The organism is Pseudomonas sessilinigenes (assembly GCF_003850565.1).
Classification (GTDB): Bacteria; Pseudomonadota; Gammaproteobacteria; order Pseudomonadales; family Pseudomonadaceae; genus Aquipseudomonas; species Aquipseudomonas sessilinigenes.
In genome coordinates this window covers 2,399,900-2,422,103 of record NZ_CP027706.1, presented here as the reverse complement: position 1 = coordinate 2,422,103, position 22,204 = coordinate 2,399,900, and the positions used below count along the sequence as shown (strand labels likewise).

At 64.7% G+C, this 22,204-nt stretch carries 28 protein-coding genes; 11 read left to right on the top strand and 17 right to left on the bottom strand.

All coding sequences use genetic code 11. From position 1 onward, the window contains the following. Positions 1-19: 19 nt before the first annotated feature. The 5 genes from C4K39_RS11365 to gcvA form a co-directional block, all read right to left on the bottom strand. Positions 20-457 (bottom strand): bifunctional diaminohydroxyphosphoribosylaminopyrimidine deaminase/5-amino-6-(5-phosphoribosylamino)uracil reductase RibD, encoded by a 438-nt coding sequence (locus C4K39_RS11365; RefSeq protein ID WP_124346389.1) that lies wholly within the window; start codon positions 455-457, stop codon positions 20-22. A gap of 15 nt (positions 458-472) precedes the next feature. Further along, positions 473-802, bottom strand: coding sequence for a hypothetical protein (locus C4K39_RS11360; RefSeq protein ID WP_124346388.1), 330 nt, complete (start codon positions 800-802; stop codon positions 473-475). A 75-nt stretch (positions 803-877) separates the two neighbouring features. Further along, complete coding sequence (locus C4K39_RS31785) at positions 878-1,030, bottom strand: hypothetical protein (protein ID WP_225926570.1); 153 nt, start codon at positions 1,028-1,030, stop codon at positions 878-880. Positions 1,031-1,060: 30 nt separating this feature from the next. Continuing rightward, positions 1,061-1,411, bottom strand: coding sequence for a GNAT family N-acetyltransferase (locus C4K39_RS31780; RefSeq protein ID WP_225926569.1), 351 nt, complete (start codon positions 1,409-1,411; stop codon positions 1,061-1,063). A gap of 51 nt (positions 1,412-1,462) precedes the next feature. After that, a complete protein-coding gene (gcvA, locus tag C4K39_RS11350; RefSeq protein ID WP_068586956.1) occupies positions 1,463-2,371 on the bottom strand; it encodes a transcriptional regulator GcvA in 909 nt (302 codons plus the stop codon). A gap of 155 nt (positions 2,372-2,526) precedes the next feature. On the opposite strand from gcvA, the gene C4K39_RS11345 reads away from it, so the two are divergent. Together C4K39_RS11345 and yfcF are read left to right on the top strand one after the other, a co-directional pair. Further along, complete coding sequence (locus C4K39_RS11345; protein ID WP_068586958.1) at positions 2,527-3,486, top strand: DMT family transporter; 960 nt, start codon at positions 2,527-2,529, stop codon at positions 3,484-3,486. A 219-nt stretch (positions 3,487-3,705) separates the two neighbouring features. Beyond that, positions 3,706-4,338 carry a glutathione transferase gene (gene yfcF / locus C4K39_RS11340; protein WP_124346387.1) on the top strand — a complete coding sequence of 211 codons (633 nt, stop codon included), beginning with the start codon at positions 3,706-3,708 and terminating at the stop codon, positions 4,336-4,338. Between the two features lie 20 nt (positions 4,339-4,358). On the opposite strand, the gene C4K39_RS11335 is transcribed toward yfcF, so the two are convergent. After that, the gene (locus tag C4K39_RS11335; RefSeq protein ID WP_124346386.1) at positions 4,359-4,892 is read right to left on the bottom strand and encodes a DUF1993 domain-containing protein; all 534 of its coding nucleotides are present in this window, start codon (positions 4,890-4,892) and stop codon (positions 4,359-4,361) included. Between the two features lie 173 nt (positions 4,893-5,065). On the opposite strand from C4K39_RS11335, the gene C4K39_RS11330 reads away from it, so the two are divergent. Then, a complete protein-coding gene (locus C4K39_RS11330) occupies positions 5,066-5,500 on the top strand; it encodes a hypothetical protein (protein WP_053136322.1) in 435 nt (144 codons plus the stop codon). Between the two features lie 19 nt (positions 5,501-5,519). On the opposite strand, the gene C4K39_RS11325 is transcribed toward C4K39_RS11330, so the two are convergent. Beyond that, the gene (locus C4K39_RS11325; RefSeq protein WP_068586966.1) at positions 5,520-5,981 is read right to left on the bottom strand and encodes a methyltransferase family protein; all 462 of its coding nucleotides are present in this window, start codon (positions 5,979-5,981) and stop codon (positions 5,520-5,522) included. Between the two features lie 274 nt (positions 5,982-6,255). On the opposite strand from C4K39_RS11325, the gene C4K39_RS11320 reads away from it, so the two are divergent. After that, positions 6,256-6,657 carry a GFA family protein gene (locus C4K39_RS11320; RefSeq protein WP_124346385.1) on the top strand — a complete coding sequence of 134 codons (402 nt, stop codon included), beginning with the start codon at positions 6,256-6,258 and terminating at the stop codon, positions 6,655-6,657. Further along, positions 6,654-6,995, top strand: coding sequence for a hypothetical protein (locus C4K39_RS11315; protein ID WP_068586970.1), 342 nt, complete (start codon positions 6,654-6,656; stop codon positions 6,993-6,995). Before C4K39_RS11320 ends, C4K39_RS11315 begins: the two co-directional genes overlap by 4 nt. A gap of 9 nt (positions 6,996-7,004) precedes the next feature. Here C4K39_RS11315 and C4K39_RS11310 read toward each other — a convergent pair whose 3' ends face one another. Then, entirely contained in the window at positions 7,005-7,625 is a 621-nt protein-coding gene (locus tag C4K39_RS11310) for a cell wall hydrolase (protein WP_068586992.1), read from the bottom strand. A gap of 249 nt (positions 7,626-7,874) precedes the next feature. Here C4K39_RS11310 and C4K39_RS11305 point away from each other — a divergent pair, with 249 nt between their 5' ends. The 3 genes from C4K39_RS11305 to C4K39_RS11295 all read left to right on the top strand — a co-directional run bounded on the left by C4K39_RS11305 (position 7,875) and on the right by C4K39_RS11295 (position 11,906). Continuing rightward, complete coding sequence (locus C4K39_RS11305; protein ID WP_068586971.1) at positions 7,875-8,408, top strand: RNA polymerase sigma factor; 534 nt, start codon at positions 7,875-7,877, stop codon at positions 8,406-8,408. Then, entirely contained in the window at positions 8,401-9,372 is a 972-nt protein-coding gene (locus tag C4K39_RS11300; RefSeq protein ID WP_124346384.1) for a FecR family protein, read from the top strand. The genes C4K39_RS11305 and C4K39_RS11300 overlap by 8 nt, the downstream gene beginning before the upstream one ends. 101 nt (positions 9,373-9,473) lie before the next feature. Continuing rightward, on the top strand, positions 9,474-11,906 hold the full coding sequence (locus tag C4K39_RS11295) for a TonB-dependent siderophore receptor (RefSeq protein WP_176719793.1): 2,433 nt from the start codon (positions 9,474-9,476) through the stop codon (positions 11,904-11,906). 57 nt (positions 11,907-11,963) lie between these two features. Here C4K39_RS11295 and C4K39_RS11290 read toward each other — a convergent pair whose 3' ends face one another. The 3 genes from C4K39_RS11290 to C4K39_RS11280 are packed head-to-tail and all read right to left on the bottom strand — an operon-like array spanning position 11,964 to position 13,494. After that, positions 11,964-12,410 carry an NUDIX hydrolase gene (locus C4K39_RS11290; RefSeq protein WP_124346383.1) on the bottom strand — a complete coding sequence of 149 codons (447 nt, stop codon included), beginning with the start codon at positions 12,408-12,410 and terminating at the stop codon, positions 11,964-11,966. A gap of 35 nt (positions 12,411-12,445) precedes the next feature. Then, positions 12,446-12,844: a hypothetical protein gene (locus C4K39_RS11285; protein WP_124346382.1), complete on the bottom strand. Its 399-nt coding sequence runs from the start codon at positions 12,842-12,844 to the stop codon at positions 12,446-12,448. 8 nt (positions 12,845-12,852) lie between these two features. After that, on the bottom strand, positions 12,853-13,494 hold the full coding sequence (locus C4K39_RS11280; RefSeq protein WP_124346381.1) for a DMP19 family protein: 642 nt from the start codon (positions 13,492-13,494) through the stop codon (positions 12,853-12,855). Between the two features lie 164 nt (positions 13,495-13,658). Here C4K39_RS11280 and C4K39_RS11275 point away from each other — a divergent pair, with 164 nt between their 5' ends. Beyond that, positions 13,659-14,024 carry a hypothetical protein gene (locus C4K39_RS11275; RefSeq protein WP_124346380.1) on the top strand — a complete coding sequence of 122 codons (366 nt, stop codon included), beginning with the start codon at positions 13,659-13,661 and terminating at the stop codon, positions 14,022-14,024. A gap of 23 nt (positions 14,025-14,047) precedes the next feature. After that, positions 14,048-14,344 carry a cyclic-phosphate processing receiver domain-containing protein gene (locus C4K39_RS11270; RefSeq protein WP_124346379.1) on the top strand — a complete coding sequence of 99 codons (297 nt, stop codon included), beginning with the start codon at positions 14,048-14,050 and terminating at the stop codon, positions 14,342-14,344. A gap of 184 nt (positions 14,345-14,528) precedes the next feature. Here C4K39_RS11270 and C4K39_RS11265 read toward each other — a convergent pair whose 3' ends face one another. The 6 genes from C4K39_RS11265 to C4K39_RS11240 form a co-directional block, all read right to left on the bottom strand. Then, positions 14,529-15,368 carry an EcsC family protein gene (locus C4K39_RS11265; protein WP_124346378.1) on the bottom strand — a complete coding sequence of 280 codons (840 nt, stop codon included), beginning with the start codon at positions 15,366-15,368 and terminating at the stop codon, positions 14,529-14,531. Between the two features lie 114 nt (positions 15,369-15,482). Beyond that, positions 15,483-18,038, bottom strand: a complete 2,556-nt coding sequence (gene valS, locus C4K39_RS11260; protein WP_124346377.1) for a valine--tRNA ligase — start codon at positions 18,036-18,038, stop codon at positions 15,483-15,485. Positions 18,039-18,113: 75 nt separating this feature from the next. Then, entirely contained in the window at positions 18,114-18,401 is a 288-nt protein-coding gene (locus C4K39_RS11255; protein ID WP_068588083.1) for a barstar family protein, read from the bottom strand. A gap of 36 nt (positions 18,402-18,437) precedes the next feature. Then, a complete protein-coding gene (locus C4K39_RS11250; protein WP_068588076.1) occupies positions 18,438-19,292 on the bottom strand; it encodes a hypothetical protein in 855 nt (284 codons plus the stop codon). A 193-nt stretch (positions 19,293-19,485) separates the two neighbouring features. Further along, complete coding sequence (locus tag C4K39_RS11245) at positions 19,486-20,268, bottom strand: alpha/beta fold hydrolase (RefSeq protein WP_124346376.1); 783 nt, start codon at positions 20,266-20,268, stop codon at positions 19,486-19,488. A gap of 60 nt (positions 20,269-20,328) precedes the next feature. Then, a complete protein-coding gene (locus tag C4K39_RS11240) occupies positions 20,329-20,712 on the bottom strand; it encodes a PaaI family thioesterase (protein ID WP_068588080.1) in 384 nt (127 codons plus the stop codon). 116 nt (positions 20,713-20,828) lie between these two features. Between C4K39_RS11240 and C4K39_RS11235 the strand changes: the two genes are divergently transcribed. After that, entirely contained in the window at positions 20,829-21,797 is a 969-nt protein-coding gene (locus C4K39_RS11235) for a GlxA family transcriptional regulator (RefSeq protein WP_124346375.1), read from the top strand. Positions 21,798-22,204 lie beyond the last annotated feature (407 nt).

The window sequence follows — 22,204 nt, the reverse complement described above, 5'->3', positions numbered from 1 at the left end:
TTCGCGCCCTGAATCAGGCTCAAGGTGCGTCTGCCAGCAGATAGGCCCGCAGATCCTCCTTGGCCTGCGCGCCCAAAAGCCCTACCTGGACCTCGATCCCCGCCTCCCGAAGAATGCGGATACCGGCCCCGGCATTGCGCGGATCAGGATCGAGCATCGCGACCACCACTCGAGCCACGCCCCGTTGCACCAAGGCTTGCGCGCAAGCCGGCGTGCGCCCCTGAAATGAACAAGGCTCGAGGGTGACATAGGCAGTAAGCCCGCTACAGTCGCCCGGCCAGCGCTCCAACGCCATGGCTTCGGCATGATGCTCGCCTGGCGGCTGAGTGAAACCCTGGCTGACGATCTGCTGGCCCTGCACTAGCACACAGCCCACCGGTGGATTGGGCAAGCAGCCGGGCAACGCTTGGCGCCCGGCAAGCAGGGCCTGTTGCATGAAATAGGCGGGGGAAGTCATAGCGGCCTCGGTCAATCAGCGACGGGCCAACTTATACCTCAGGCAGTCATCGTAAAAGCTTTTACGCAACGCCTCGGGCTTGATCCGCGACGGGCTGTCGTAGGTCTGCTCGGTGATGCCCAGGGCCATCATGCGCATCCAGCCCTTGCTGAACTTGTAGACCTGGATCTTCTGCCGCGCCGCATACAGCGATACGCCGGACAACTTCAGCTCCTGGGCCCTGGCAGCCGTGCCTGCGCCCCAGCTGCAGACATACCGGTCATTGGCCGCCAGCTCCCGGGCCTGGGCGCTGCACGCCCCGCCGATCAAGGCAAGCGAAGTCAGCGTAATCAACACATGGCGCATTTTGCGGTCACCTAACCACCTGAAATTAAAGTGATTTTGGCGAATCTTCGGGAACCGCGGGGCCAGTATGCCGCCTCAACCGTCAAGGCAAAGTGCCTGCCAATGCTGGCCACCCATGCGATACAACCGCACCGGACGCTGATGGAACTGTATCTGCTGGTACTCACTGAAACCGGCCTTTTCGGCGACTCGCAAGGACGCACCATGGTCCGGTTCGATAATGACCACCACGCAGTCCAGGCCCGGTGGGGCGAAGACTCATGCCAGGACGCCACGCACCGCTTCGGTGGCCAGGCCGCGGTTCCAGAAACGCCGAGCCAGGCGATAGCCCAGGTTGGCTTCCTGGACCCCGCCCACCTGTTCGGGACTGACTCCGCAGAACCCCACCAATTCGCCGGTGCCCTTCTCCACCAGGGCCCAGGGCCCCATGCCCTGTTCGGCGTAGCAAACCAGGCACTCGTCGATGAACCGGCTGGTGGCCTGTTCATCGCACACGCCACGCAGGGAATGCTTCATCACCCAAGGGTCGCTGAGGATTGCCGTCAGTGCCGGCAAGTCCTCGCGAGACAGCGGGCGCCCGATAAGGCGTGGGGTTTCGAATAGCGGCACAGCTGACTCCTTGTACAACAGTTGAACGACGTTCATTGCCAATCGAATCGCTCAGGACGGCGAAGCAGCACCGGTAACAACGCCCCCCGCCTCCATCAGCATCCACTCGCGCAATGCCGCCACCGCCGGGCGTTCGAGGGCAGTGGCCGGATACACCAGGTAGTAGGCCAGATCGCTGGCGATGCCCTGTGCCATGGGCGCCAGCAGCGTCCCTTCGGCCAGCTCCCGCGCCACCAGCGAGCGGCGGACCAGGGCCACGCCGAGGCCAGCTTTCGCCGCCTCGATGGCCCCGTTGCTATCGACGAACACCCGCCCCTGATGCTCATCGAGCGACGCGCCGCCTGCCGCCTCGAGCCACAGGCGCCAATCATGGCGATGCTCGTCATGCAGCAGGCACAGGCGCGCCAGCTCGGCCAGTGTCAGGAGGGCCTCCGGGCCCAGCAACTGCGGGCTGCACACCGGCACCAGCTGATCGTCGAGCAGGCGCTCGCTGACCAGGCCGTCGTAGCGGCCAAAGCCATGGCGAACCGCAAGATCGATGCCATCGCGAGCCAGGTCGAGCACCCGGTTGCAGGCGCTGATGCGTACATCCACCCCAGGGTTCTTTGCCTCGAATTGCCCCAGGCGCGGCACCAGCCATTGCACGGCGAAACTCGGCGTGCAACTGAGCACCAGCACCTCCAGGCGCGTGCGCCCCACCAGCTCGACAGTGGCTTCGCGGATCATGCGAAACGCCGTTCGCAAGGTGGCGAAGTACTCTTCGCCGGAAGCGGTCAGGAGCAACCGCCGGGGCCGACGCACGAACAGCGTCACGCCCAGGGCCGCTTCCAGTTCCTTGATCTGCAGGCTCACCGCACCGGGAGTGACGTGCAGCTCGCCAGCCGCCAGGGTCACACTCAGGTGGCGCGCCGTGGCTTCGAATGCACGTAACGCGACGAGGGACGGCAACTCCATGCTCATGATTTAGCCCTCCTTAATCATTCAGCGAAAAATACTGGTTTGTCAGCGACTGGAAGCTCCCAGAATAATTGGCCTCAGCACGATATCAAGTACAAGCACTCGACGAAAAATCCGAGCAAGACTCAATCATCGATCGGCAAACGGGAGCTACAGGCATGACCAAGCAGAATGTCATGGGCGCCTCGCAATGGGGCCAGTTGCTGGTGCTGTCCGTCCTGTGGGGCGGTTCGTTCTTTTTCATCGGTATCGCCGTCAAGGAGCTGCCGCCCTTGACCATCGTCCTGCTGCGCCTGTGCCTGGCGGCCCTTGCCCTGCTGGCAGTGCTGCGGATCACGGGCCTGAAACTGCCCACCGACCGCCAGGCGTGGCAAGCGTTCCTCGGCATGGGATTGCTGAACAACCTGGTGCCCTTCAGCCTGATCGTCTGGGGCCAGACCCACATCGCCAGCAGCCTGGCGGCGATCCTCAATGCCACCACGCCCCTGTTCGCAGTTCTGGTGGCCCACCTGCTGACCGCCGATGAAAAACTCACCGGCAACAAGCTGGCCGGTGTCACGGTGGGGTTCATCGGCGTGGCGATCATGATTGGCACCGATGCCCTGGCCGGCCTCGGTGAGCAGTCGGGCGCCCAGTTGGCCGTGCTGGGGGCAGCGTTGTCCTATGCCCTGGCCGGAATCTTCGGCCGGCGCTTCAAGGCCATGGGCATTGCTCCGCTGCCCAGCGCCACCGGACAGGTCTGCGCCTCCAGCCTGTTGCTGATGCCCCTGGCATTGCTGGTGGACCGACCCTGGACCCTGGCCCTGCCGAGCCTGCCGGTGTGGGCCGCCTTGCTGGGCATTGCCCTGTTGTCCACGGCCCTGGCCTACGTGCTGTTCTTCCGCATTCTGGCCAGCGCCGGCGCCACCAACCTGATGCTGGTGACGTTCCTGATTCCGGTCAGCGCCATCGTGCTGGGCGCCCTGGTCCTGGGCGAACACCTGCACGCCAAGCACCTGCTGGGCATGACCCTGATCACCCTGGGCCTGGTGGCCATCGACGGCCGCGTGTTCAAGCGCCTGGCCCGAGCGAAGGACAAACCCGTGGATCGCGAGAGCTTTCTGGGCCGGGACATCTAGCCAGGCAAGCGCTGCGCACCGACACGTGGAGCGCCCATCCCCTGCACGCTGCCGGCTGCGCAAGGGCCATCCGGCAATGGGGGCGTACCGCCAGCTCGCGTATCGGCAAGCTGGCGCTCGGCGCAGTATTCCAGCGAAGAATAGGCCCATGAAAATCGTGCATTGTATTTCTCGCCCGGGATCTCTTAGCGTGTCCGCACCCCCATTGGAGATCATGCCGTGACCGCTTCCCGCCCGCGCCTGTACGTCGATGCCCAGTTCACCAGCCCCTATGCCATGTCCGTATTCGTGGCGCTACGGGAGAAAGGCATCGATTTCGAAATGCTCCCGCTGGACCTCGACGCCGAACAGAACCGCAGCCAGGACTATGCCCGGCTGTCCCAGACCCAACGGGTACCGACGCTGATCCATGAAGGGTTCGCGCTGTCCGAATCCTCGGCCATCACCGAATACCTGGAAGAGCTGTTCCCCCAGGTCCCGGTCTATCCCAAGACGCCACGCCAACGGGCCAAGGCCCGCCAGGTACAGGCCTGGCTGCGCAGCGACCTGCTGCCGATCCGCCAGGAGCGCTCGACCCTGGTGGTGTTCTACGGCCAGCGCGGCGAGCCTTTGTCGGCCCAGGCCCAGGTGGCCGCGGCCAAGCTGATCGATGCGGCGCAAGCGCTGCTGGAGGACGGGCGCCAGTACCTGTTCGACACCTGGTCCATCGCCGATGTCGACCTGGCGCTGATGCTCAACCGCCTGGTGCTTAACGGCGACCCGGTACCGGCGAACCTGGTGGACTACGCCCAGCACCAATGGCAGCGCCCGGCGGTGCAGGAATGGGTGCAGTTGCAGCGCCCGGCACTGTAGGCACTGGCCAAGGTCACGGCTCAGCCGGCGACCGGGGCCTGGCGCAGGTAGGCGAGCATGTGTTGCGCGTACTCGGCCTTGCCCAGCGGCACACCGTTGTGGCGCAGGATGTTGTAGGCGGTGACCAGGTGGAAATAGAACTGTGGCGTGGCCCAGTTACGTGCGTACTCCTCACCAGTCATGTCGAAGGCGATGGCGTTGGGCAGTTCGATAGCCACGGCCCGCGCACCGCTGTCATCGATCAATCGACCATCGGCATCGGCGAGAAACGCCACGGTCTGGCGGATCAGTGCCTTGGCCTCGGCCATGTTGGCCGGCGTCGGCAGTGTGCTGACCGATTGGCCGCTCAGGCGCTCCACCGCTTCCCGGGCCTGGGTACAGGTAAAACGCACCTGCGCCGCCAGATCGTACATATCCGGGGCCAGGCGCGCATCCAGCAGGTTCTGCGGGTCGAAACCCAGCTTCCGGGCATGTTCCTCGCCCTTGGCCAGCAGGGTCTCCAGGGTATGCAGCATCTGGGCGAAACAGGTGACGGTCACAGCATGGATCGACATAGGCTTCCTCTCAGGCTCGGGGTGCGCCTGGGCGCACGTTGATCACAAGGCTTGCAGCCTAGCAGGTGGCCAGGCCGGGTTCGACGCTACCGACCGGTGACAAAGGTACCCGTGCGCCGATCGTGCTGTTATGGTGCGCCCCTTGAGAAATACACCGCCAGCCAATGAGGAAAATGACCTTGAGCAGTGAAGCAACAATGACCGGGGACCTGTTCGAAGTCGACAAGCGCCTGGCCCTCAAGCCCATCGTCGAGTTCAACGCCTACCTGCGCGCCGCCTTCGCCGACGGTCCCTGTGCCTGCGGCCGCTGCGTGGCCAGCCAGGGCGACGAGAGTGGCTACGAATACCGCCACAGCTTCGAGTTTTCCGGCCAGGTGGCCAGCCGCCGCTTTGCCTCCACCGCCGGTAGCGATGTGCTGCAAGCCTTGAAGAAGGCCTGGCTGTCCTACACCAAGGCCGAGCTGCTGGTGCCTGGCGAACTGGAACTGGCCACGGTCAAGGAGTTCGTCGAACCACAACTGCACCAGCGCCTGGTGCCGTTGTTCCTGGCCAGCGGGCTGGCCCGGGAAACCGATGGCCAGTTGCACCTGCAGGTCCAGGCCGCCTGAACCCACCCTGCACACCCGTTCACAGCCAGCGGCGCACCTGCTGCTGGTAGGCCGTGAAATCGCTACCGAACAACTGCCCCAGGGCACGCTCCTCGGGGCCGATCTGCCAGCGGTTCATGTACAGCACAAACCCTGGCACGCCCAACAGCGCCAGGGGGTTGGCCAGGTACAGGCCCCAGGCCAGCAGGCACAGGGCGAAGCCTGCGTACATCGGATTGCGGGTATAGCGATAGATGCCCGAAGTGACCAGCGCCGAGGCGTTCCCCGGCTTGAGCGGATTGACCGTGGTCCTGGCCCGGCGAAACGACACCACGCCAGCAAGCGCCACCCCTACGCCGACACACACCAACGGCAAGGCCAAGGCCAGGCGTAATCCGCGGCCCAGCTCCAACCCCGGCGTCCCCCAGGCCACAAGCCCCATGAGCAGCGCGCACAGCAGCGCGATCGCCGGTGGCGGAATGCGATGTTCCAGTCCCTGCATGTTTGTCCCTCCCTTCACCCTGAGCCTGCGACCGATGCCTACAGGTTATCCGTCAGTGAGCCCGGTTAGAATGCCTGGACCTGCCTTGAAACTGGAGCAGCGCCCCACGGCACACCGAAACCAGAATGGAGCGAGGGGATTGAGGCGATGGAGTGCCTGGATCACTATGTCGCTCCCCACGACGCGGGGACTGCCAGGCAACGAGCTCCAGCAAGACCTTGCCTGCGATGACAATACCGCCCCAAGGCCCTTCCCCTTCAAGCAAGAGATGAACATGCAGAACCCCCATCAAGGCAGTTGCCTGTGTGGCGCCGTGACCTACCAGGTCCACGGCGAACTCAAGGCCGTCACCCACTGCCATTGCCGCAAGTGTCGCAAGGGCCATGGGGCCGCCTTCGCCACCTACGCCAGCACCCTGCGCGCCCATCTCGCCATCGACGACCCAGGCGCTGCGCTCAAGGCCTACGAGTCCTCGCCCGGGGTACTGCGCCAGTTCTGTGGGCGATGCGGCTCTTCACTGTTCTGGCACAACGCCGGGGGCCAGTTCGCCGATTGGCTGTCGATCGCCATCGCCACCCTGGACACCGCCTTCACCGCGCCACGGCAGAAGCACCACTGCGTGGCCACGAAAGCCGACTGGCACACCATCACCGATCAATTCCCCCAGCAGCCATGACCCGGGAGTTCAGCTATGTCTGGCTGCTGCCGCTGCTGGAACGTCCCTGGGCCAGGGTCATGGCCGACCTGCCCGGCGCAGTGGCCGAACTGAGGATCGATGCACCGCTGCCCGAGCCGCTATCGCTGCGCGAACTGCTGCTCACCGCCCTGGACTCCGGCTCGCCCTACTGGCCACGGTGTGCGGCCCAGTGGCTGGAACAAGGGTTTCCCCTCGACCACGGGCTCTGCACAAGGCTGCTGGAGCGGGTGCATGGGAAAGCCTTCGAGCAGTCCGTCGGCCAGCGCCTGGGGGCACTGGCCAAGCGCTGGCAGCGCCAGCACCTGCCAACGCCCTAGCGCCGTGCGCTAGCGGGCCGCCACATCCTTGGGCCGGTAGAACAGGAAGCTGCCGATCTCGACGGTCTTGATGTAAGTCCGGGCCCAATCCGGCGAAGCACTGCGATCGTGAAAGTACAGCGCACCGCCGGTGCGGTCCTTGAGCTGCTGGTTCAAGGCCTTGCGGGCAATCTCCTTGGCAACGCTGTAGCGCTGCTCTTCTTCCACCTGGTCCGGACGGCCATCGCACCACCAGGAGAATTGGCAAGGGCTCTTCTGCGAACCCTGCTTGACCACCTCGCACACCGTCCCGGGAAACCCCTCGTGGCCCAGGCGATTGAGCACCACATCGGCCACCGCCTCCATGTCCTCGGTCTCACCGCCCTTGGCTTCCCAATAGAGGGTCCGCGACAGGCAAGTCAGGGCATCGTCCAGAGGTGCCTGGCCCGCCGGATCGACGGCCTGGGCTTCGCTCTTGCTCAGGGGAGCGGCCTCGGGCGCGGTCTTCGGGCTTTGCTTGTCCGCGGCCTTCTGCTCCAGGGCCTGGGCCTTGTCCTCGGCAGCGGCCTGGACCGCCGGCGACTCGGCCGCCCAGGCTGAAACAGTCAAGGGCAGCAAGCAAAAACAGATGATCCTGGCAATCAGATGCATGATCGATTCGTCCTGGTGAACCTTAACCACCCCGCCCCATCGCGCTGCTGGCAAGTCGGCGGGAGCCATGCTGAATCGACCATCGAGCGAGTAAAACATTCCGCGGCCAGCCCAGCGTCAACCACTGGATGCCAGCACGACAAAAACCTTGAGCATGACTGGATTAGCCACTGGTAATGATACGGATTCTCATTAAAATAGCCGCCCATTCACGCTGGTACCGCATCGGCGTAGCGAGGACCATGGGCGATGGTGACCGGAGACAACCAACAACGACTCAGCACGCTGTTCGTCGCCCAGCGCGGTGCATTGATCCGCATGCTGTCGCGCGTGGTCGGCTGTTCCAGCCTGGCCGAAGACCTGGCCCAGGAAGCCTACTTGCGGGTGGCCAAGGCCTTGAACACTCGCTCCATCGAGCATCTGCAACCGTTTCTCTACCAGACGGCCCAGTACCTGGCCTTCGATCATCTGCGTAGCCAACGCAGCAAGCGCCGTTTCGAATACCAGCTGGGCGACGATCACCAGATCAACCAGGTTCCAACCGCCGCGCCGGGTCCCGATAGCCACGTACAGGGCCAGCAGCAGCTGCAATTGCTGCAGCAGGTACTGGCCACCCTGCCTAAGCGCCAGCAACAAATCCTGGTTTTGCATAAACTGCACGGCCTTTCCCAAGGCGAGATCGCCCAGCGCCTGCAGGTCTCCCTGAGCACGGTGGAAAAGGACCTGCGCCATGCACTCAACGCCTGCCTCAAGGCCACCGACCGGCACGACCCCGATGACTGAACACCCAAGCAACGCCCTGCCCTGCGATGCGGTGCGAGAACAGGCCAGCGACTGGTTCGCCCAGCGCGAGGCGGTGGCCGGCAACCCACTGCTGCGCCAGCGCTTCGAACAATGGCGCAACGCCGATCCACGACACGCTGCGGCCTATGAGGCATTGCAAGCACTGTGGGAATCCACCGCCTTCGAGCAGGCCCTGGAGCATCTGGCGCTGGATCTGGAGCTGCCTCCCGCGCCGCTCCCGGTACGCCGCAAACCCGCCACTGGCCGCTGGCTGGCGGCAGCCGCAGCCTTGTTGCTGATGCTCGGCGCGGGTTGGATCAGCGACTTGCCAATGCGTTTGCAAGCCGATCACCTGGCCGGAATGGGCCAGTTGCAGGCATTCGACCTGGCCGACGGCTCCCATGTCGTCCTGGGCAGCCATAGCGCTATCAGCACCGCGTTCGACGGCGACCACAGGCGCATCCGCCTGCTGCGCGGCGAGCTGTATGTCGAAGCCTTTCACGATCCTTCCCGGCCCATGATCATCGACGCCGGCGACGCCACGGTCACCGTGGTCGGCACGCGCTTGAGCGTCAATCGTCATGACGAGGCCGTCACGGTGGCGGTGCGTGAAGGCCGGGTGCGCCTGGCCAGCGACGACGGCGAACAGAGCCTGTTGCAGGCCGGCAACTGGCAACGGCTGGAAGACCGGCACCTGCAGGCCTTGCACCTGCAAGGCAGTGAACGGCAGATGGCCTGGCTCAACGGTCGCTTGTCGTTCCAGGACATGCCACTGGCCCAGGTGCTGGACGAGCTGCGGCGCTACTACCGGGCACCGATCCTGTTGTTCAACGATGCCGCCGCCCAGCAGCAGGTCAGCGGCAACTACCGGCTCGACGATCCGCAAGCGGTCGTCCAGGCCTTGAGCAAGGTCACGGGGACCGAGTTCACCCGCCTGCCAGGTGGCATCCTGGTGATCCGCTGACATACCCAAGGCAGGCGAGAAAAAAGTTTTACGGCTTTGTCCGGGACAACCCGTCAGGGTGTTTGCTTTTGCAAATCATTCCTATTTCGTACGGGACTTCCATGCACTTCTCATCCCACATCCCCGCCCGCAGCATCCTGGCGCTAGCCATCTGCCTGGCCTGCGGGCACGCAGCAGCTGTCGAACCCGCCAGCGCCCTCAGCAAGCAAGAGTCGAACCTGCATAGTTTCTCCATCGCCAGGCAACCCCTGGCCGAGGCCCTGGACCAACTGAGCACCCAGAGCGGGTTGCAGATTGCCTATTCCTCGCCGATGGCCCAAGGCATCCAGTCCCCTGGAGTCAGCGGCAGGATGAGCGCCGAACAGGCACTGGCCAAGGTGCTGGAGGGCACCGGCCTGGGCTTCGAGCGCAATGGCCTCAATGCCGTCCTGCTGACCCGCCTGCCCGCGGTGGAGAAGAGCGTGGAACTGGGTGCGACCCAGATCATCAGCAACCAACTGGGCACCGTGACCGAGGGCTCCGGCTCCTATACCCCAGGCACCCTAGCCACCGCCACCCGGCTGGTGTTGAGCCCCCGCCAGACCCCGCAATCGGTGAGCGTCATCACCCGCCAGCACATGGAAGACTTCAACCTCAACAACGTCGACGACGTGATGCGCCACACCCCGGGCATCACCGTATCGGCCTACGACACCGACCGGACCAACTACTACGCCCGCGGTTTCTCGATCAACAACTTCCAGTACGACGGCATTCCCTCCACCTCACGCAATGTCGCCTACTCGGCGGGCAACACCCTGAGCGACATGGCGATCTACGACCGGGTCGAAGTGCTCAAGGGCGCCACCGGCCTGCTGACCGGCGCCGGCTCCCTCGGCGCCACCATCAACTTGGTACGCAAGAAACCCACCGCCGAGTTCAAGGGGCACGCCACCCTGGGCGCAGGCTCCTGGGACAACTATCGCAGCGAGGTGGATGTCAGCGGCCCGTTGACCGACAGCGGTAATGTCCGTGGTCGTGCCGTGGCCGCCTACCAGGACAAGCAGTCGTTTTTGGACCACTACTCGCGCAAGACCGGAACCTACTACGGCATCCTCGAATTCGACCTGTCCCCGGATACGATGCTGACCGTGGGCGCCGACATGCAGGACAACATTCCCAAGGGCTCCAGTTGGTCCGGCACCTTCCCGCTGGTCAATTCCAACGGCAGCATCAACAAGATGTCGCGCTCCTACAACAACGGTACGACCTGGAGCGCTTGGGAGCAGTACACACGCACCGCCTTCGCCATGCTCGAGCACGACCTGGGCGATGGCTGGGTCACCAAGCTGCAGCTGGACCACAAGATCAACAGCTACCATGCCGAGCTGGGCTCGATCCAGTTCGACCAGCCCCAGGCCGATGGCAGCGCGGAGATCAACGGCCAGAAGTACACCGGCGAAACCAAGAGCACCTCCGCCGATCTCTATGCCAGCGGGCCGTTCAGCCTGTTCGGGCGCGACCATGAGCTGGTGCTGGGCGGTTCGATCAGCACGTCACGCTGGCAAGGCAAAGGTTATTGGGCGCCGGTCTGGCCCCAGGGCAACAAGGTGGATTTCTACAACTGGAAGGGCCACCTGTCCCGCCCCATCTGGCAGGCTCCGGCGCAGATTACCGATGACACCACGCGCCAGACTGGCGCCTACCTGACCACCCGCCTGAACCTGTTGGACGACCTGAACGTCATCCTCGGCGGGCGCGTGGTCAACTATCACCAGACCGGCCTGACCCCGTCGTACCGGGAAAGCGGACGCTTCGTCCCCTATGCCGGGATCATCTATGACCTCAACGAGAACTTCTCGGCATACGCCAGCTACACCGATATCTTCATGCCCCAGGAAAGCTTCAACAAGGACAGGGACCAGAAGCTTTTGGAGCCGGATGAAGGCCAGAACTACGAGCTGGGCCTGAAGGGAGAATTCTTCGAAGGCCGGTTGAACAGCAGCCTGGCCTACTTCGAGATACGCGAGAACAACCGGCCGATCTCCGACGACGCCTACAACAACCTGACCCCCACCCCGAGCAACTATGCCTACAAGGGGTCCAAGGCGGTTACCAAGGGCTACGAGGCGGAGATTTCCGGTGAGTTGAGCCCGGGCTGGCAGGTCCAGGCCGGCTACACCCACAAGGTGGTGCGCGATGACAAAGGCGACAAGCTCTCCACCTTCGAACCCGAGGACCAGGTCAACCTGTACACCACCTACAAGCTCAAGGGCGACCTGGACAAGTTGACCGTCGGCGGCGGCCTGCGCTGGCAGAGCAAAGGCTGGTACTCGATCTACAACAAGCCGCTGGACCGCAACCAGGACATCACCCAGTCATCCTACTGGCTGGTGGACCTGATGACCCGCTACCAGATCACCGACAGCCTCTCGGCGACCCTGAACGTCAACAATATCTTCGACAAGTCCTACTACACCAACGTCGGTTTCTATAACTCGGCCGCCTACGGTGAACCGCGTAACTTCATGCTCAGCACCCGCTGGGACTTCTAGGCCCTTGGCCCTGTCGGACAATGACATCCGGCAGGGCCTGTCGCGGCCTCGCTGCACTCAGTCGAGCAAGCCGGCCTGCTTGAGCAACTGCTCCAGCCCCTGGGGCACCAGGGGCGCTTGCGGGCCGAAGCTCGAACTGTCGTGCCAGCTGACGGTAAAGCCCATGCCGTCGGTTTCTTCGCCGTGCAACTGGTCGCGGGAGTAGACACTGGCATCGTCGAAGCGTGCGTCATACACCTGGACGATTTCGTGCCCGGGCTGGCCCAGGTAGGTAAACAGATTCTCCAGGGTACCCAGCAGGCGCAACTGGCTGATGGACAGGCCGAGTTCTTCCTCCACCTCACGGCGGATGGCCTGGTCGCTGCGCTCGCCGAACTCGATGCCGCCACCCACCGGGCGGAACACCGTCTGCTGCTGATGGGGGTCGTCGAACTGATGGACCAGGATCTTGCCCTGGTGATGGAAGACACAAAGCGCCAGGGCGCGGATACGCGGTTCAGCCATGGGAAAATCCGTTTGCCGGGGGAAAAAGCGCGGCATTAGAGCATGGGCACCGACACCTCGGCCAGGACCTCCCCGGCGAACCTTCGCAGTTGCTCCGGGCTGAGCAGCAGCGAGGCGTTGACGTGCCAGTCGCTGGCGTCATCCGCGGTCGACCACAGGCTGACCTTGAGCATCAGCAACGGCCGCCAGTCGGCGTCGGCCGTCACTTGCAAGGCCAGGTCAAGGCACGCCGAGCGCCATTGCAACGGCTCCTCAGGCAACGCTTGCGCCGCTTGCAGAAAAAACTCGGCCAACCCGACACAGCCCTCCAGGGGTTCGTGGACGATATGAATATGGGCCTGGAAGCCGCTGCCCCGCAGGCCAACGTCAAGCAACGGGCAGACGCTGCCCTCCTTGGCGACGATGGACAATTGCAGCCCATCGTCCTGGGCCACTACCGCACTCATTCGCAGGCCGGCGGGTAGAAATGGCTGGCCGCCAGTGCCGGCACTTCTTCCAGCGCCGTCCACAATTGCTCGTCCAGTTCGCCACTGATCAGCTCATGCTGCTCATCGCTGAGCCGCTCGGGAATATCCCACAGGCGCTCCAACGGCGGATGGGCCTGCAGATCGCCGATCGTCTGCCGCTGGCGTTCCACCACCGCCCTGGCCCGGGTCGCACCCAACGCCTGGAGTGCGTCCAGGGCCAACTGGTAGCTGCGCTCGCCCCAGTTGCAGAAGAACTGCAGGAAACCACCGTTGTAGCCATCTGCCTCCAGGCGCCACAGGGCGACGATGGCCTGGTCCCGTTCAGGCAGACGCTCCAGGTCCCAATCCAGCGCCTGCAGGCGCGCCATGGACTGCTCGCACACATGCTCCCAGATCCAGTCGGCGCCCTCGATCACCAGCCCCTGCTCACCCAACCCGGGCCACAGCACCGAGCTGCCCTGGGGCGCAATCCGCCAGGCCTGGCGCTGCTGCGCCGAGGCTTTTTGCAAGCGGCCATAACGCCCGAGGGATTGGCGCAGCAGCAAGCCATCGGCCCAGCCGAGACAGAGCTGGTCCGCTTCGAAAGCGACGTGGGTGATGGGATTGGCGTTGGACAAGGCAGACCTTCCTGGCAGTGGTTTCGATCAAAGACTGGGGGCGTTGCCCCGGGATGCTTCTACACCGATCCACCGCACGGTGCCACCCTGCATAGGCTGCAAATACCCTTGGCTTGCGTGACCTGGAACCGCTATAAAACCCGCCCCCTCCAAGGATGCTTGCCGTGTTCACCAGACTGATCGACCAGGAGCTGCATCTCTACGGCAGTCCTGGCGAGTTCAATGCCATAGCCCGCGCCATTCGCAAAGACTGCCGTCAGGCTTTTGCCCTGGAGCCCGAACCTGCGCAACTCGTCAGCCTGATCCTGCACTGCGGTGGACACCAGGACAGTATTCGCATCGAAGGGGACAGCCTGTACATCCATTTTACCCAGGCCACCAAGAACCGCCTTTGGACACACTTTTCGATGCCCCAGGAAACACCCCCGGGAGCGATGTTCTTCATCGACCGGTGCCAGGGTCATGTACCTGCTTTCGGCAATGACTGCTTGAACCTGGTACTGCACGTCAACGCAACGCCCCCTACCTGAAACCAGCCGAGACACCCTGCCCGATGAAAATCTACCTCGACGATGAACGCCAGACGCCCGAAGGCTGGGTGCGGGCCTACTGGCCGGACGAAGTCATTGCCTTGCTCAAGGCCGGTGGCGTCAGTGAAATCAGCCTCGACCACGACCTGGGCGACGACGAACGCGGCACTGGCTACGACGTGATCCTGTGGATCGAGGAAGCCGTGGCCTTGCAGGGTTTTCGCCCGCCACGGATCCAGGTGCACTCAGCCAATGCCTCGGCCGTTGAGAAAATGCAGGCCGGAGTCCGCTCGATACAGCGGCTGGCAGCCGGGCAGTAACCGTAGGGTCTTGAGTAGCGCTAGCGACAGCCCCACGGACCTCCTCCCACTGGATAGCGGCGCCCCAGCCCCTCTCGGGGCGGCGCCAGGCCTCAATAAGCGCCACCACAGCGGGCTGTCGCTTGCACATGTCCGTCGGTCGAATCTTCCATGCCAGGGTTCCACCACCAGCAGCACCTGGGCATCAGCCCACCAACCGCTTGCCCTTGAGCTCGGCATAGGCCGCCTTGATCGGCTCGAAACCGTATTGCTGCTCCAGGCGCTTGACGATGAAATGCCCACGGGCCATGTCCTGGTAGAAGTCGGTGAACAGGGTATTGATGGTGGCGCCGGTGACGGCTCCGATCACCGGCACGGCCTGGGCCGCGAACTTGCTGGAGATGGTCACGCCATAGCGCGCCGCGACCTTTTCGATCAGCACCGCCAGCCACTTGCCCGCCTGCCCCGGCGACATCCGGCTGATGGCACTGGAGCCCTGCTTGGCGGCGATGGCGGCCAGTTCCTTGGAGAGTTGCTGCATGGCCTGGGTGGTGAAGCTGCGGGTCAGGTAGTAACCGGTTTCGCTGGCATCGTCGGCCTCGCTGTTGCCGCCCATGGCGAACACTTCGATGCACGCCTGCTTGGTGGCGAAGTCCGTCAGGTCGAACCCCTCGCTGCGCGCCACATCGGCCACCGAGCGCATCATGATGGTGGTGGACACCGGCAGCTCGACGAACAGCGAAGCAAAACCGAAGGCGCCCCCCAAGGCCCCGGACGCGGCCGCATACAACTTGTGCAAGCGCGGCGAGGCCTGTTTCTTCGGCTGGTTGTCCAGGCTCCACAAGGCCGCATCGGCGGAACTGTGCAGTGCGGCCACCACCGCGCCGTTGATCTTCTGCGACACCACCGCCGGCAAGGCCTTGACCGCACCCTCGATGGGCGAGCCCAGCAAGCCCGACAGGCGTGCCGTCAACGATGGCGACTCCAAGAGGCCCACGGCGCGCTTGAGGTCCCTGTAGTCTTGCGGGTTGTCTTGGATATTCACTGAAGCTTCCCTTGGCAGGCACTGATACGGGCGAACATAGTGGCAGCATCGACCGGGGAAAATAAACCGCCCGCCGACGCAGATTCGCGTCGGCGGGCGGGATGCGCTGCATGGTCAAGCCTGCAACCAGACCCGCACCTGCCGCTCGGGGCCTTCGATGAACAGCAAGTGCGCCACCTGGCCCGCTTCCAGCAGGTCCTGGCGGGCCTCCTGCAAGCGCTCCAGGGACGGCGCCTGGTCCACCAGCTCGACCCGCGCGACCGGCGCCTTCATCGATTGCCGGGCATCGGACTTGGCCTTGCGGATCGCCGCCAGCGTCGCACTGACCGCCTCCAGCAACGACTCCACCTCAGCCTCTGCCACACAGGCCTCGGGCCAGGACGCACGGTGCACCGAATCCGGCTGCCAGCAACGCCAGACCTCTTCGCAAACGAAAGGCAGGAACGGCGCGAACAGCCGCTGCAGGCTGCTCAAGGCTCGGGCCAGGGCGTTGCGCGCCGAGTGCCCTTCGGGCCGATAGGCGCGGCGCTTGACCAGCTCGACGTAGTCATCGCAGAACCACCAGAAGAATCCCTCGATGCGTACCAGGGCAGCGCTGTAGTCGTAGCTTTCCAATGCCTGCCGGGCCTGGCCGGCGACACTTCCCAGGCGTTGCAGCATGGCCTGGTCCAGCGCCTGGGACACCGGCCCGGCGGGGTCGCCGGGCAAGCCGAACACCAGCTTCGAGACGTTGAACAGCTTGAGCGCCAGGCGCCGGCCGATCTTCATCTGCTGCTCTTCGAAGGCAGTATCGCTGCCCGGCCGCCCCAGGGCCGCCCAGTAGCGCACCGCGTCGCTGCCGTACTGCTCCAGCAGCGCCAGGGGGGTGACCACATTGCCCCGGGACTTGGACATCTTCTTGCGGTCCGGATCGAGGATCCAGCCCGACAGCGCCACATGGCGCCAGGGCACGGCGGCCTGCTCGAAGTGACTGCGAACCAGGGTCGAGAACAGCCAGGTGCGGATGATGTCGTGGCCCTGGGGCCGCAGGTCCATGGGAAAGACCTGCTCGAACAGGCCATCGCCCTCCTCCCAGCCCGCGGCAATCTGCGGGCTCAGGGAGCTGGTGGCCCAGGTATCCATGATGTCCCGCTCGCCGATGAAACCATGGGGCTGGCCGCGCTGGTCCGGCTCGTAACCCGGCGGGGTGTCCAGGGTCGGGTCCACCGGCAGCGAGTCTTCGCTGGCCGCGATCGGCCGGTCATGGTCCGGTTCGCCCCGGGCATCCAGGGGGTACCAGAACGGCAGCGGCACGCCGAAGATCCGTTGCCGGCTGATCAGCCAGTCGCCATTGAGGCCGCCGACCCAATGCTCGTAGCGGCTGCGCATGAATGGCGGGTGCCAGGCCAGGGCGCGGCCCCGCTCCAGCAGTTGCTGGCGCAGCTCGGCATCGCGTCCGCCATTGCGCAAGTACCACTGGCGGGTGGCGACGATCTCCAGCGGCTGGTCACCTTTCTCGAAGAACTTCACGGCATGGCGGATCGGCCGTGGCACGCCGAGCAGACCGCCGCACCCGTGCAACAGTGGCAACAACCGCTGGCGCGCCTGGGTCAGGCTGCAACCGGCCAGTGCGGCATAGGCCTGGCGTCCGGCGGGATCGGCCAGCCACTCAGGCGCCTGCGCCAGCAAGCGACCGTCGCGGCCGATGATGCAACGGGTCGGCAGCTGCAATTCACGCCACCAGAGCACGTCCGTCAGGTCGCCGAAGGTGCAGACCATCGCCAGCCCCGTGCCCTTCTGCGGATCGGCCAGCGGGTGGGCGAGCAACGGCACCGGCACCTCGAACAGCGGCGAGCGCAACGCCTGCCCGAACTGCCCCTGGTAGCGTGGATCGTCGGGGTGCGCCACCAGCGCCACGCAGGCCGCCAGCAACTCCGGACGCGTGGTGGCGATGCGCAGCGCCTGGCCCCCGTCGCCCCGGAACACCAGGTCGTGCCAGGCGCCCGGCTGCTCGCGATCCTCAAGCTCGGCCTGGGCCACGGCGGTCTGGAAGGTTACGTCCCACAGGCATGGCGCCTGCTGGCTGTAGAGCTCGCCACGCTGGTAGTTGCGCAAGAGCGCGCGCTGGCTGACCCGCTGCGCCCGCTCATCGATGGTGGCGTAGGTCAGCCCCCAGTCCACCGACAACCCCAGCTGCACGAACAGGTTGCGAAAGGCCTGCTCATCGATGGCGGTCAGGCGATGGCACAGCTCGACGAAATTGCGCCGGCTGATCGCGACATACTCGCTGCGGCGCCGGGCTACCGTAGTCGGCGGCTGGAACTGCGGTTGGTACGTGGCATCCGGATCGCAGCGCACGCCGTAGTAGTTCTCCACGCGCCGTTCGGTGGGCAGGCCGTTGTCATCCCAACCCATGGGATAGAACACAGTCTTGCCGCACATGCGCTGGAAGCGGGCGATGATATCGGTGTGGGTGTAGCTGAACACATGGCCGACGTGCAGCGAGCCGGAGGCCGTGGGTGGCGGTGTGTCGATGGAATAGACCGCGTCCCGTGGGGCATTGCGGTCGAAGGCGTAGGTGCCTTCTTCGAGCCAGCGCTGGGACCAGCGTGTCTCGAGATGTTCAAGCGAGGGGGTGGGGCAAATCGTCAGGCTTTCACGTTTAACGGTGACATAGCTTCCTCCTGTCATCGGCAGATGGCGCGCAGTGGTGCGCGCCGCAAGGCCGATTTATAGAGCAAGGACACGGATTAGTAAATCGCCCTTTCAAAGCCATTTCACCTGCGGCGCCCACTGCGGGTACTCCGCGCGCAGGTGCTCCAGGCACTGGGCCAGCAACCGCGCATCGTCGGGCAAGCGCTGGCTCAATGCCGACCCGCCGTGGAACGACAATTGCCGTGGCATCTCCACCAGCCCGGTGATCGCGTCCCAGAACGCATCCCAGTTGCAGCCGTACCAAGCGGGAAACCCCAGGGCGTCGCGCAACAGGATGTGCAGTTCGGCCGAACTGCCCACCGCGCTCAAATCGATGTCCAAGCGCTGCAAACCAGTCACCTCCAAGCGGCTCCTGGATTCAGGCACCCGCACCGATCACTGGCGGACATACTGCACCTGCTTGCCATCGAAGACGTAGCTGACGTCATCGGCATCCCCCATCTTGCGGGTCTGGGTGTCGCCCGCAGAGGTGGTGCCGCTGAACTTGACCAGCAAGCGCGGCATCGGCCCTTGGGCCGCCACGAAATTCAGCTCGCCCTGGTTGGCGATGCAGGGGATCACCGTGCCGTCGTCGCAGGCCGCCGAGTTGTCCTCGCCGCTGAAGACCTGGCCCAGGTAGCTCCAGACCCAGCCGTCCTCCTCCGGGGTCTTGTTCGGGTTGAACACGAACACGGCATAACCGCTGATGCCATAGCCGCTGTCGAAGGTGGCCGTGGGCACCGCCAGCACCAGGCGGCCATCGTTGGTGCGGTACTCCAGGGCCTGGCGGCTGGTGTCCACTTCCTCGGGCTGCTCGCGGGCGCCGAAGAAGCCGATCTTGCGCTCGATGCTGCGAATATCGTAAGGCTGCTTCTGACCCGGGCGAGCCAGTTCGAAGGTCGCGTCCGCCAGCCGGACCTTGACGTCCGGGGCGATGAAGTCCTCACCTTCACGGGCCGCGCGGTCGCGAGTGAACCAGGAGAACGTCGCGTAATAGTGCTTGCCGCCCAGGTCGATCTCGCGGCCATACCAGAAGTTGGACACCACGCCATCTTCCAGTTCGAAGGTTTCGGCCTGGTCATCGATCTGGACGTTGTTGATCACCGCCAGCACCGCGCCAGGCGGGATCAAAGGGTCCTTGGCATAGACGGCCAATGGCGCCGCGAACGCCGCCGTGGCCAACGTCAGAGCGGCCAACGCCCGCCCCAGGCGGCCGGGCTTGGGCAAACCTGCCTTGTTGTCGATCTTCATCGCTAGAACATCCCTGTAGAACCAGTGAAAGAGCCCGAGGCCGGTGGCGCAGAACCTGTCGACTCCGGGTGATTGGGCGCGCGAATCATATAAGCAGGTTTTCACCCGCCACAAGATACTGGCACATGGCGATTAACGGCCCATGGGCCAGCGGGCGGTCGATCAGCAACAGCGCCTTGACCCAGGCCCGGCCTCAGCGCGACAGGAACCCTAGCACCTGCTCCAGAACGCCATGCGGATTTTCCCGGTGGGGAACATGGCCACACCCGGCAAAGACATGCACCCACGCCGGGCCGCCGGTCCCAGCGGCGATACGCTCAGGGTGCAACAACGAACCGTATTCGTCGCAATCGCCATGCAACACCAACAGCGGGCACTGCACCCGGGCCAACTGCGGGTCCAGGGTCCAGTGGCCGAAGGCAGCGTCCAGCCAGGTGTCGGTCCAGGCCCGCAGGACCCACGTCGCCTTGTCGCCATGGTATTTGTGCAATCGCTGCAACTGCCCGGGCTCGGCGAACTGACGCTGCGCCTGGCGGATACCGTCGCGGGTCCGCTGCTCGACGAAAGCCTGGGCCGACTCACTGATCACCGCCTCGCAGCCCTGTGGGTGGGCCGCCGCGCAACCAATGGCCATGCCACCACCGACGCTATGGCCAAAGACCACGAAGCGCTCGATCCCCAGGGTGTGGCACACGGCCTGGAAATCACCCTGCGCCTCGTCCTCGACGAAACAGGTAGGCGGCAAACCGCTGCGAGCCGCCGAACGGCCGAAGCCCAGGCGGTCATAGGCCACCACTCGGCGCCCACTGGCCAGGGCCAGGCGCTCGGGGAAGTCCCGCCACAAACTCACGCACCCCAGGGAGTCATGCAACAGCACCAGGGGTACGCCTTGCTCCCGGCCCGGGTTCCAGCATTGGGCAAACAGCTGCCCCCTCGGGGTGTCGATCCAGTGTTGCCGGGTAGAAACAGAAGGCATGCACATGCTCCGCGACAGTGAATGAAAGGCCGGGCATTCCGGGCGCATCTTGCCCCAGGGTCACTGGCCGAGGCGATAGGCGGTGGCACTGAACAGGGCAATGCGCCGCTCCTGGCTGTCCGTGACCATGACCTGGTAATGGGCGATGTTCTTCGTGCTGCCCACCAGGGTGGCGCAGGCCATCAACTCCTCGCCCTGGACCCTGGCCATGTAGCGGATCTCGGCTTGCAAGCCGATGTACAGCGCATTCGCGGCATTGCACGCAGCGGCGAAAGCAATGTCGGCCAAGGAGAACACCAGGCCGCCGTGAATGCCGCCCAAGGCGTTGCGATGCGCTTCGCCCAGCCGTAGCCGGCAGACCGCCTGCTCGAAACTGGCCTGCTGGTATTCGACCCCGAGCAGATCGGCAAAGCGATCCACCTGTCCCGTACTGGTTGCTTGCATCCCTTGCTCCTGGCCATGGGCCTGTTCAACGATGCCGCCCATCCTAGTCTTGCGATTGTTCCCGATCGGTGTTCTAAAGGGCCGATCGATAGTCCGATCAGGCCATGGGGGGATGCATGAACGAGGTAGCGATTCTGGCTTATGACGGCTGCTGGGCCATGGGCGTGTTCTCGGCCACGGACTTCTTTCGCATCGTCGCACTGCTGGAACAGCACCTCGGGGTCCCCCAGGGTTATCGGGCCAGGGTGCTGTCGATCGATGGCGGCCCGGTCCAGGCTGCCAGTGGCCATGCCATTCACCCGGATGCCGCGCTGGAGGCGGCCGACGACTGCCAGCTGATCGTGATTCCGCCCATCGAAGGCCCGCGCCTGGCCGCCGGCTTTGCTCCGGATGCCCGGGCCCTGGCCTGGCTGGCCCAGTGCAAGGCCCGTGGCGCGCGGGTCCTGGCGATGACCACCGGCGCCTGTCATGTGGCGGCGGCCGGGCTGGGCCGGGACATGCTCCTGGCCACCCACTGGGCCTATACCCGGCTCCTGAACAAACGCTATCCGGACTGCACCTTCGTGGCCCATTCATCCTTCACCCAGGCGCAGGGCATCTGGAGCAGCGGCTCGCTGGGGGGCGGCTTCGACGCCTTGCTGGAAATGCTCGCCCAGGACCAGGGCGACCGCTTCGCTCAACTGTGCGCAACCCACCTGCTGGTCTCGATGCCCGAGCGCCTGAGCCCGATCCTGCCGGGGCATCGCAATCATCGCGACCCAGTGGTACTCAAGGTCCAGGACTGGATCGAGAACCATCACCGGCAAGCCATCAGCATCGCGAGCCTGGCTCGTGAAGCCGGCCTGAGCGAGCGGACCCTCAAGCGCCGCTTCCAGTTGGCGACCCACTTGCCGCCCAACCTCTACGTGCAGAGGGTGCGGGTCGACAAGGCCAAGAAACTGCTGCTGTCCAGCGGCCTGCCGGTCAAGGCCATCGCCTATGAAGTCGGCTACGAAAACGTAAGTTTCTTCATCCGCCTGTTCAAGACCCAGGTGGGCCAGACCCCAGCCCAGTGGCGCGATGGCGCCAGCCTGCCGGCACCTTGAACGCCAGCGCCCCATGGGTTGCCAGCACGTATTGATATCCCGGCGCAGCGAGCATCCCTGGGCTCGACCTCGACCTCGACCTCGACATCGAACACCGCCTGCGCCACGTTCCCTCCCCCCTAGCGCACCGACAACCAGGCTGGCACCAGATGGCAACTGCCCTGGCCTCTGCGGCCAAGCCGCCCCAAGCGCTTTTGTATAACTTGACCTGGCAGGCGAGCCGCACTAGCCAGTCTCCATCGCCTCCCGGACCGCCTGCATGCGCACCACCAAAAAAACCAATAAAGAGGGTGAGTAGATGACTGCGAGCAGACTCTACTGCGGGGCGTCGAGCCATTTGCCGGAACGCGCTGCGGCTTGCGCGACACGACCGGGGCATGGGTACGGTGCGTACCACAGCCCTGCCG

Bases quoted from the DNA above. Each gene is read 5' to 3' on its own strand.
- C4K39_RS11365 (WP_124346389.1), bottom strand. From the start codon at position 457: ATGACTTCCCCCGCCTATTTCATGCAACAGGCCCTGCTTGCCGGGCGC.
- C4K39_RS11360 (WP_124346388.1), bottom strand. From the start codon at position 802: ATGCGCCATGTGTTGATTACGCTGACTTCGCTTGCCTTGATCGGCGGG.
- gcvA (WP_068586956.1), bottom strand. From the start codon at position 2,371: ATGAGCATGGAGTTGCCGTCCCTCGTCGCGTTACGTGCATTCGAAGCC.
- C4K39_RS11345 (WP_068586958.1), top strand. From the start codon at position 2,527: ATGACCAAGCAGAATGTCATGGGCGCCTCGCAATGGGGCCAGTTGCTG.
- C4K39_RS11335 (WP_124346386.1), bottom strand. From the start codon at position 4,892: ATGTCGATCCATGCTGTGACCGTCACCTGTTTCGCCCAGATGCTGCAT.
- C4K39_RS11330 (WP_053136322.1), top strand. From the start codon at position 5,066: ATGACCTTGAGCAGTGAAGCAACAATGACCGGGGACCTGTTCGAAGTC.
- C4K39_RS11325 (WP_068586966.1), bottom strand. From the start codon at position 5,981: ATGCAGGGACTGGAACATCGCATTCCGCCACCGGCGATCGCGCTGCTG.
- C4K39_RS11320 (WP_124346385.1), top strand. From the start codon at position 6,256: ATGCAGAACCCCCATCAAGGCAGTTGCCTGTGTGGCGCCGTGACCTAC.
- C4K39_RS11315 (WP_068586970.1), top strand. From the start codon at position 6,654: ATGACCCGGGAGTTCAGCTATGTCTGGCTGCTGCCGCTGCTGGAACGT.
- C4K39_RS11310 (WP_068586992.1), bottom strand. From the start codon at position 7,625: ATGCATCTGATTGCCAGGATCATCTGTTTTTGCTTGCTGCCCTTGACT.
- C4K39_RS11305 (WP_068586971.1), top strand. From the start codon at position 7,875: ATGGTGACCGGAGACAACCAACAACGACTCAGCACGCTGTTCGTCGCC.
- C4K39_RS11300 (WP_124346384.1), top strand. From the start codon at position 8,401: ATGACTGAACACCCAAGCAACGCCCTGCCCTGCGATGCGGTGCGAGAA.
- C4K39_RS11295 (WP_176719793.1), top strand. From the start codon at position 9,474: ATGCACTTCTCATCCCACATCCCCGCCCGCAGCATCCTGGCGCTAGCC.
- C4K39_RS11290 (WP_124346383.1), bottom strand. From the start codon at position 12,410: ATGGCTGAACCGCGTATCCGCGCCCTGGCGCTTTGTGTCTTCCATCAC.
- C4K39_RS11270 (WP_124346379.1), top strand. From the start codon at position 14,048: ATGAAAATCTACCTCGACGATGAACGCCAGACGCCCGAAGGCTGGGTG.
- valS (WP_124346377.1), bottom strand. From the start codon at position 18,038: ATGACAGGAGGAAGCTATGTCACCGTTAAACGTGAAAGCCTGACGATT.
- C4K39_RS11250 (WP_068588076.1), bottom strand. From the start codon at position 19,292: ATGAAGATCGACAACAAGGCAGGTTTGCCCAAGCCCGGCCGCCTGGGG.
- C4K39_RS11245 (WP_124346376.1), bottom strand. From the start codon at position 20,268: ATGCCTTCTGTTTCTACCCGGCAACACTGGATCGACACCCCGAGGGGG.
- C4K39_RS11240 (WP_068588080.1), bottom strand. From the start codon at position 20,712: ATGCAAGCAACCAGTACGGGACAGGTGGATCGCTTTGCCGATCTGCTC.
- C4K39_RS11235 (WP_124346375.1), top strand. From the start codon at position 20,829: ATGAACGAGGTAGCGATTCTGGCTTATGACGGCTGCTGGGCCATGGGC.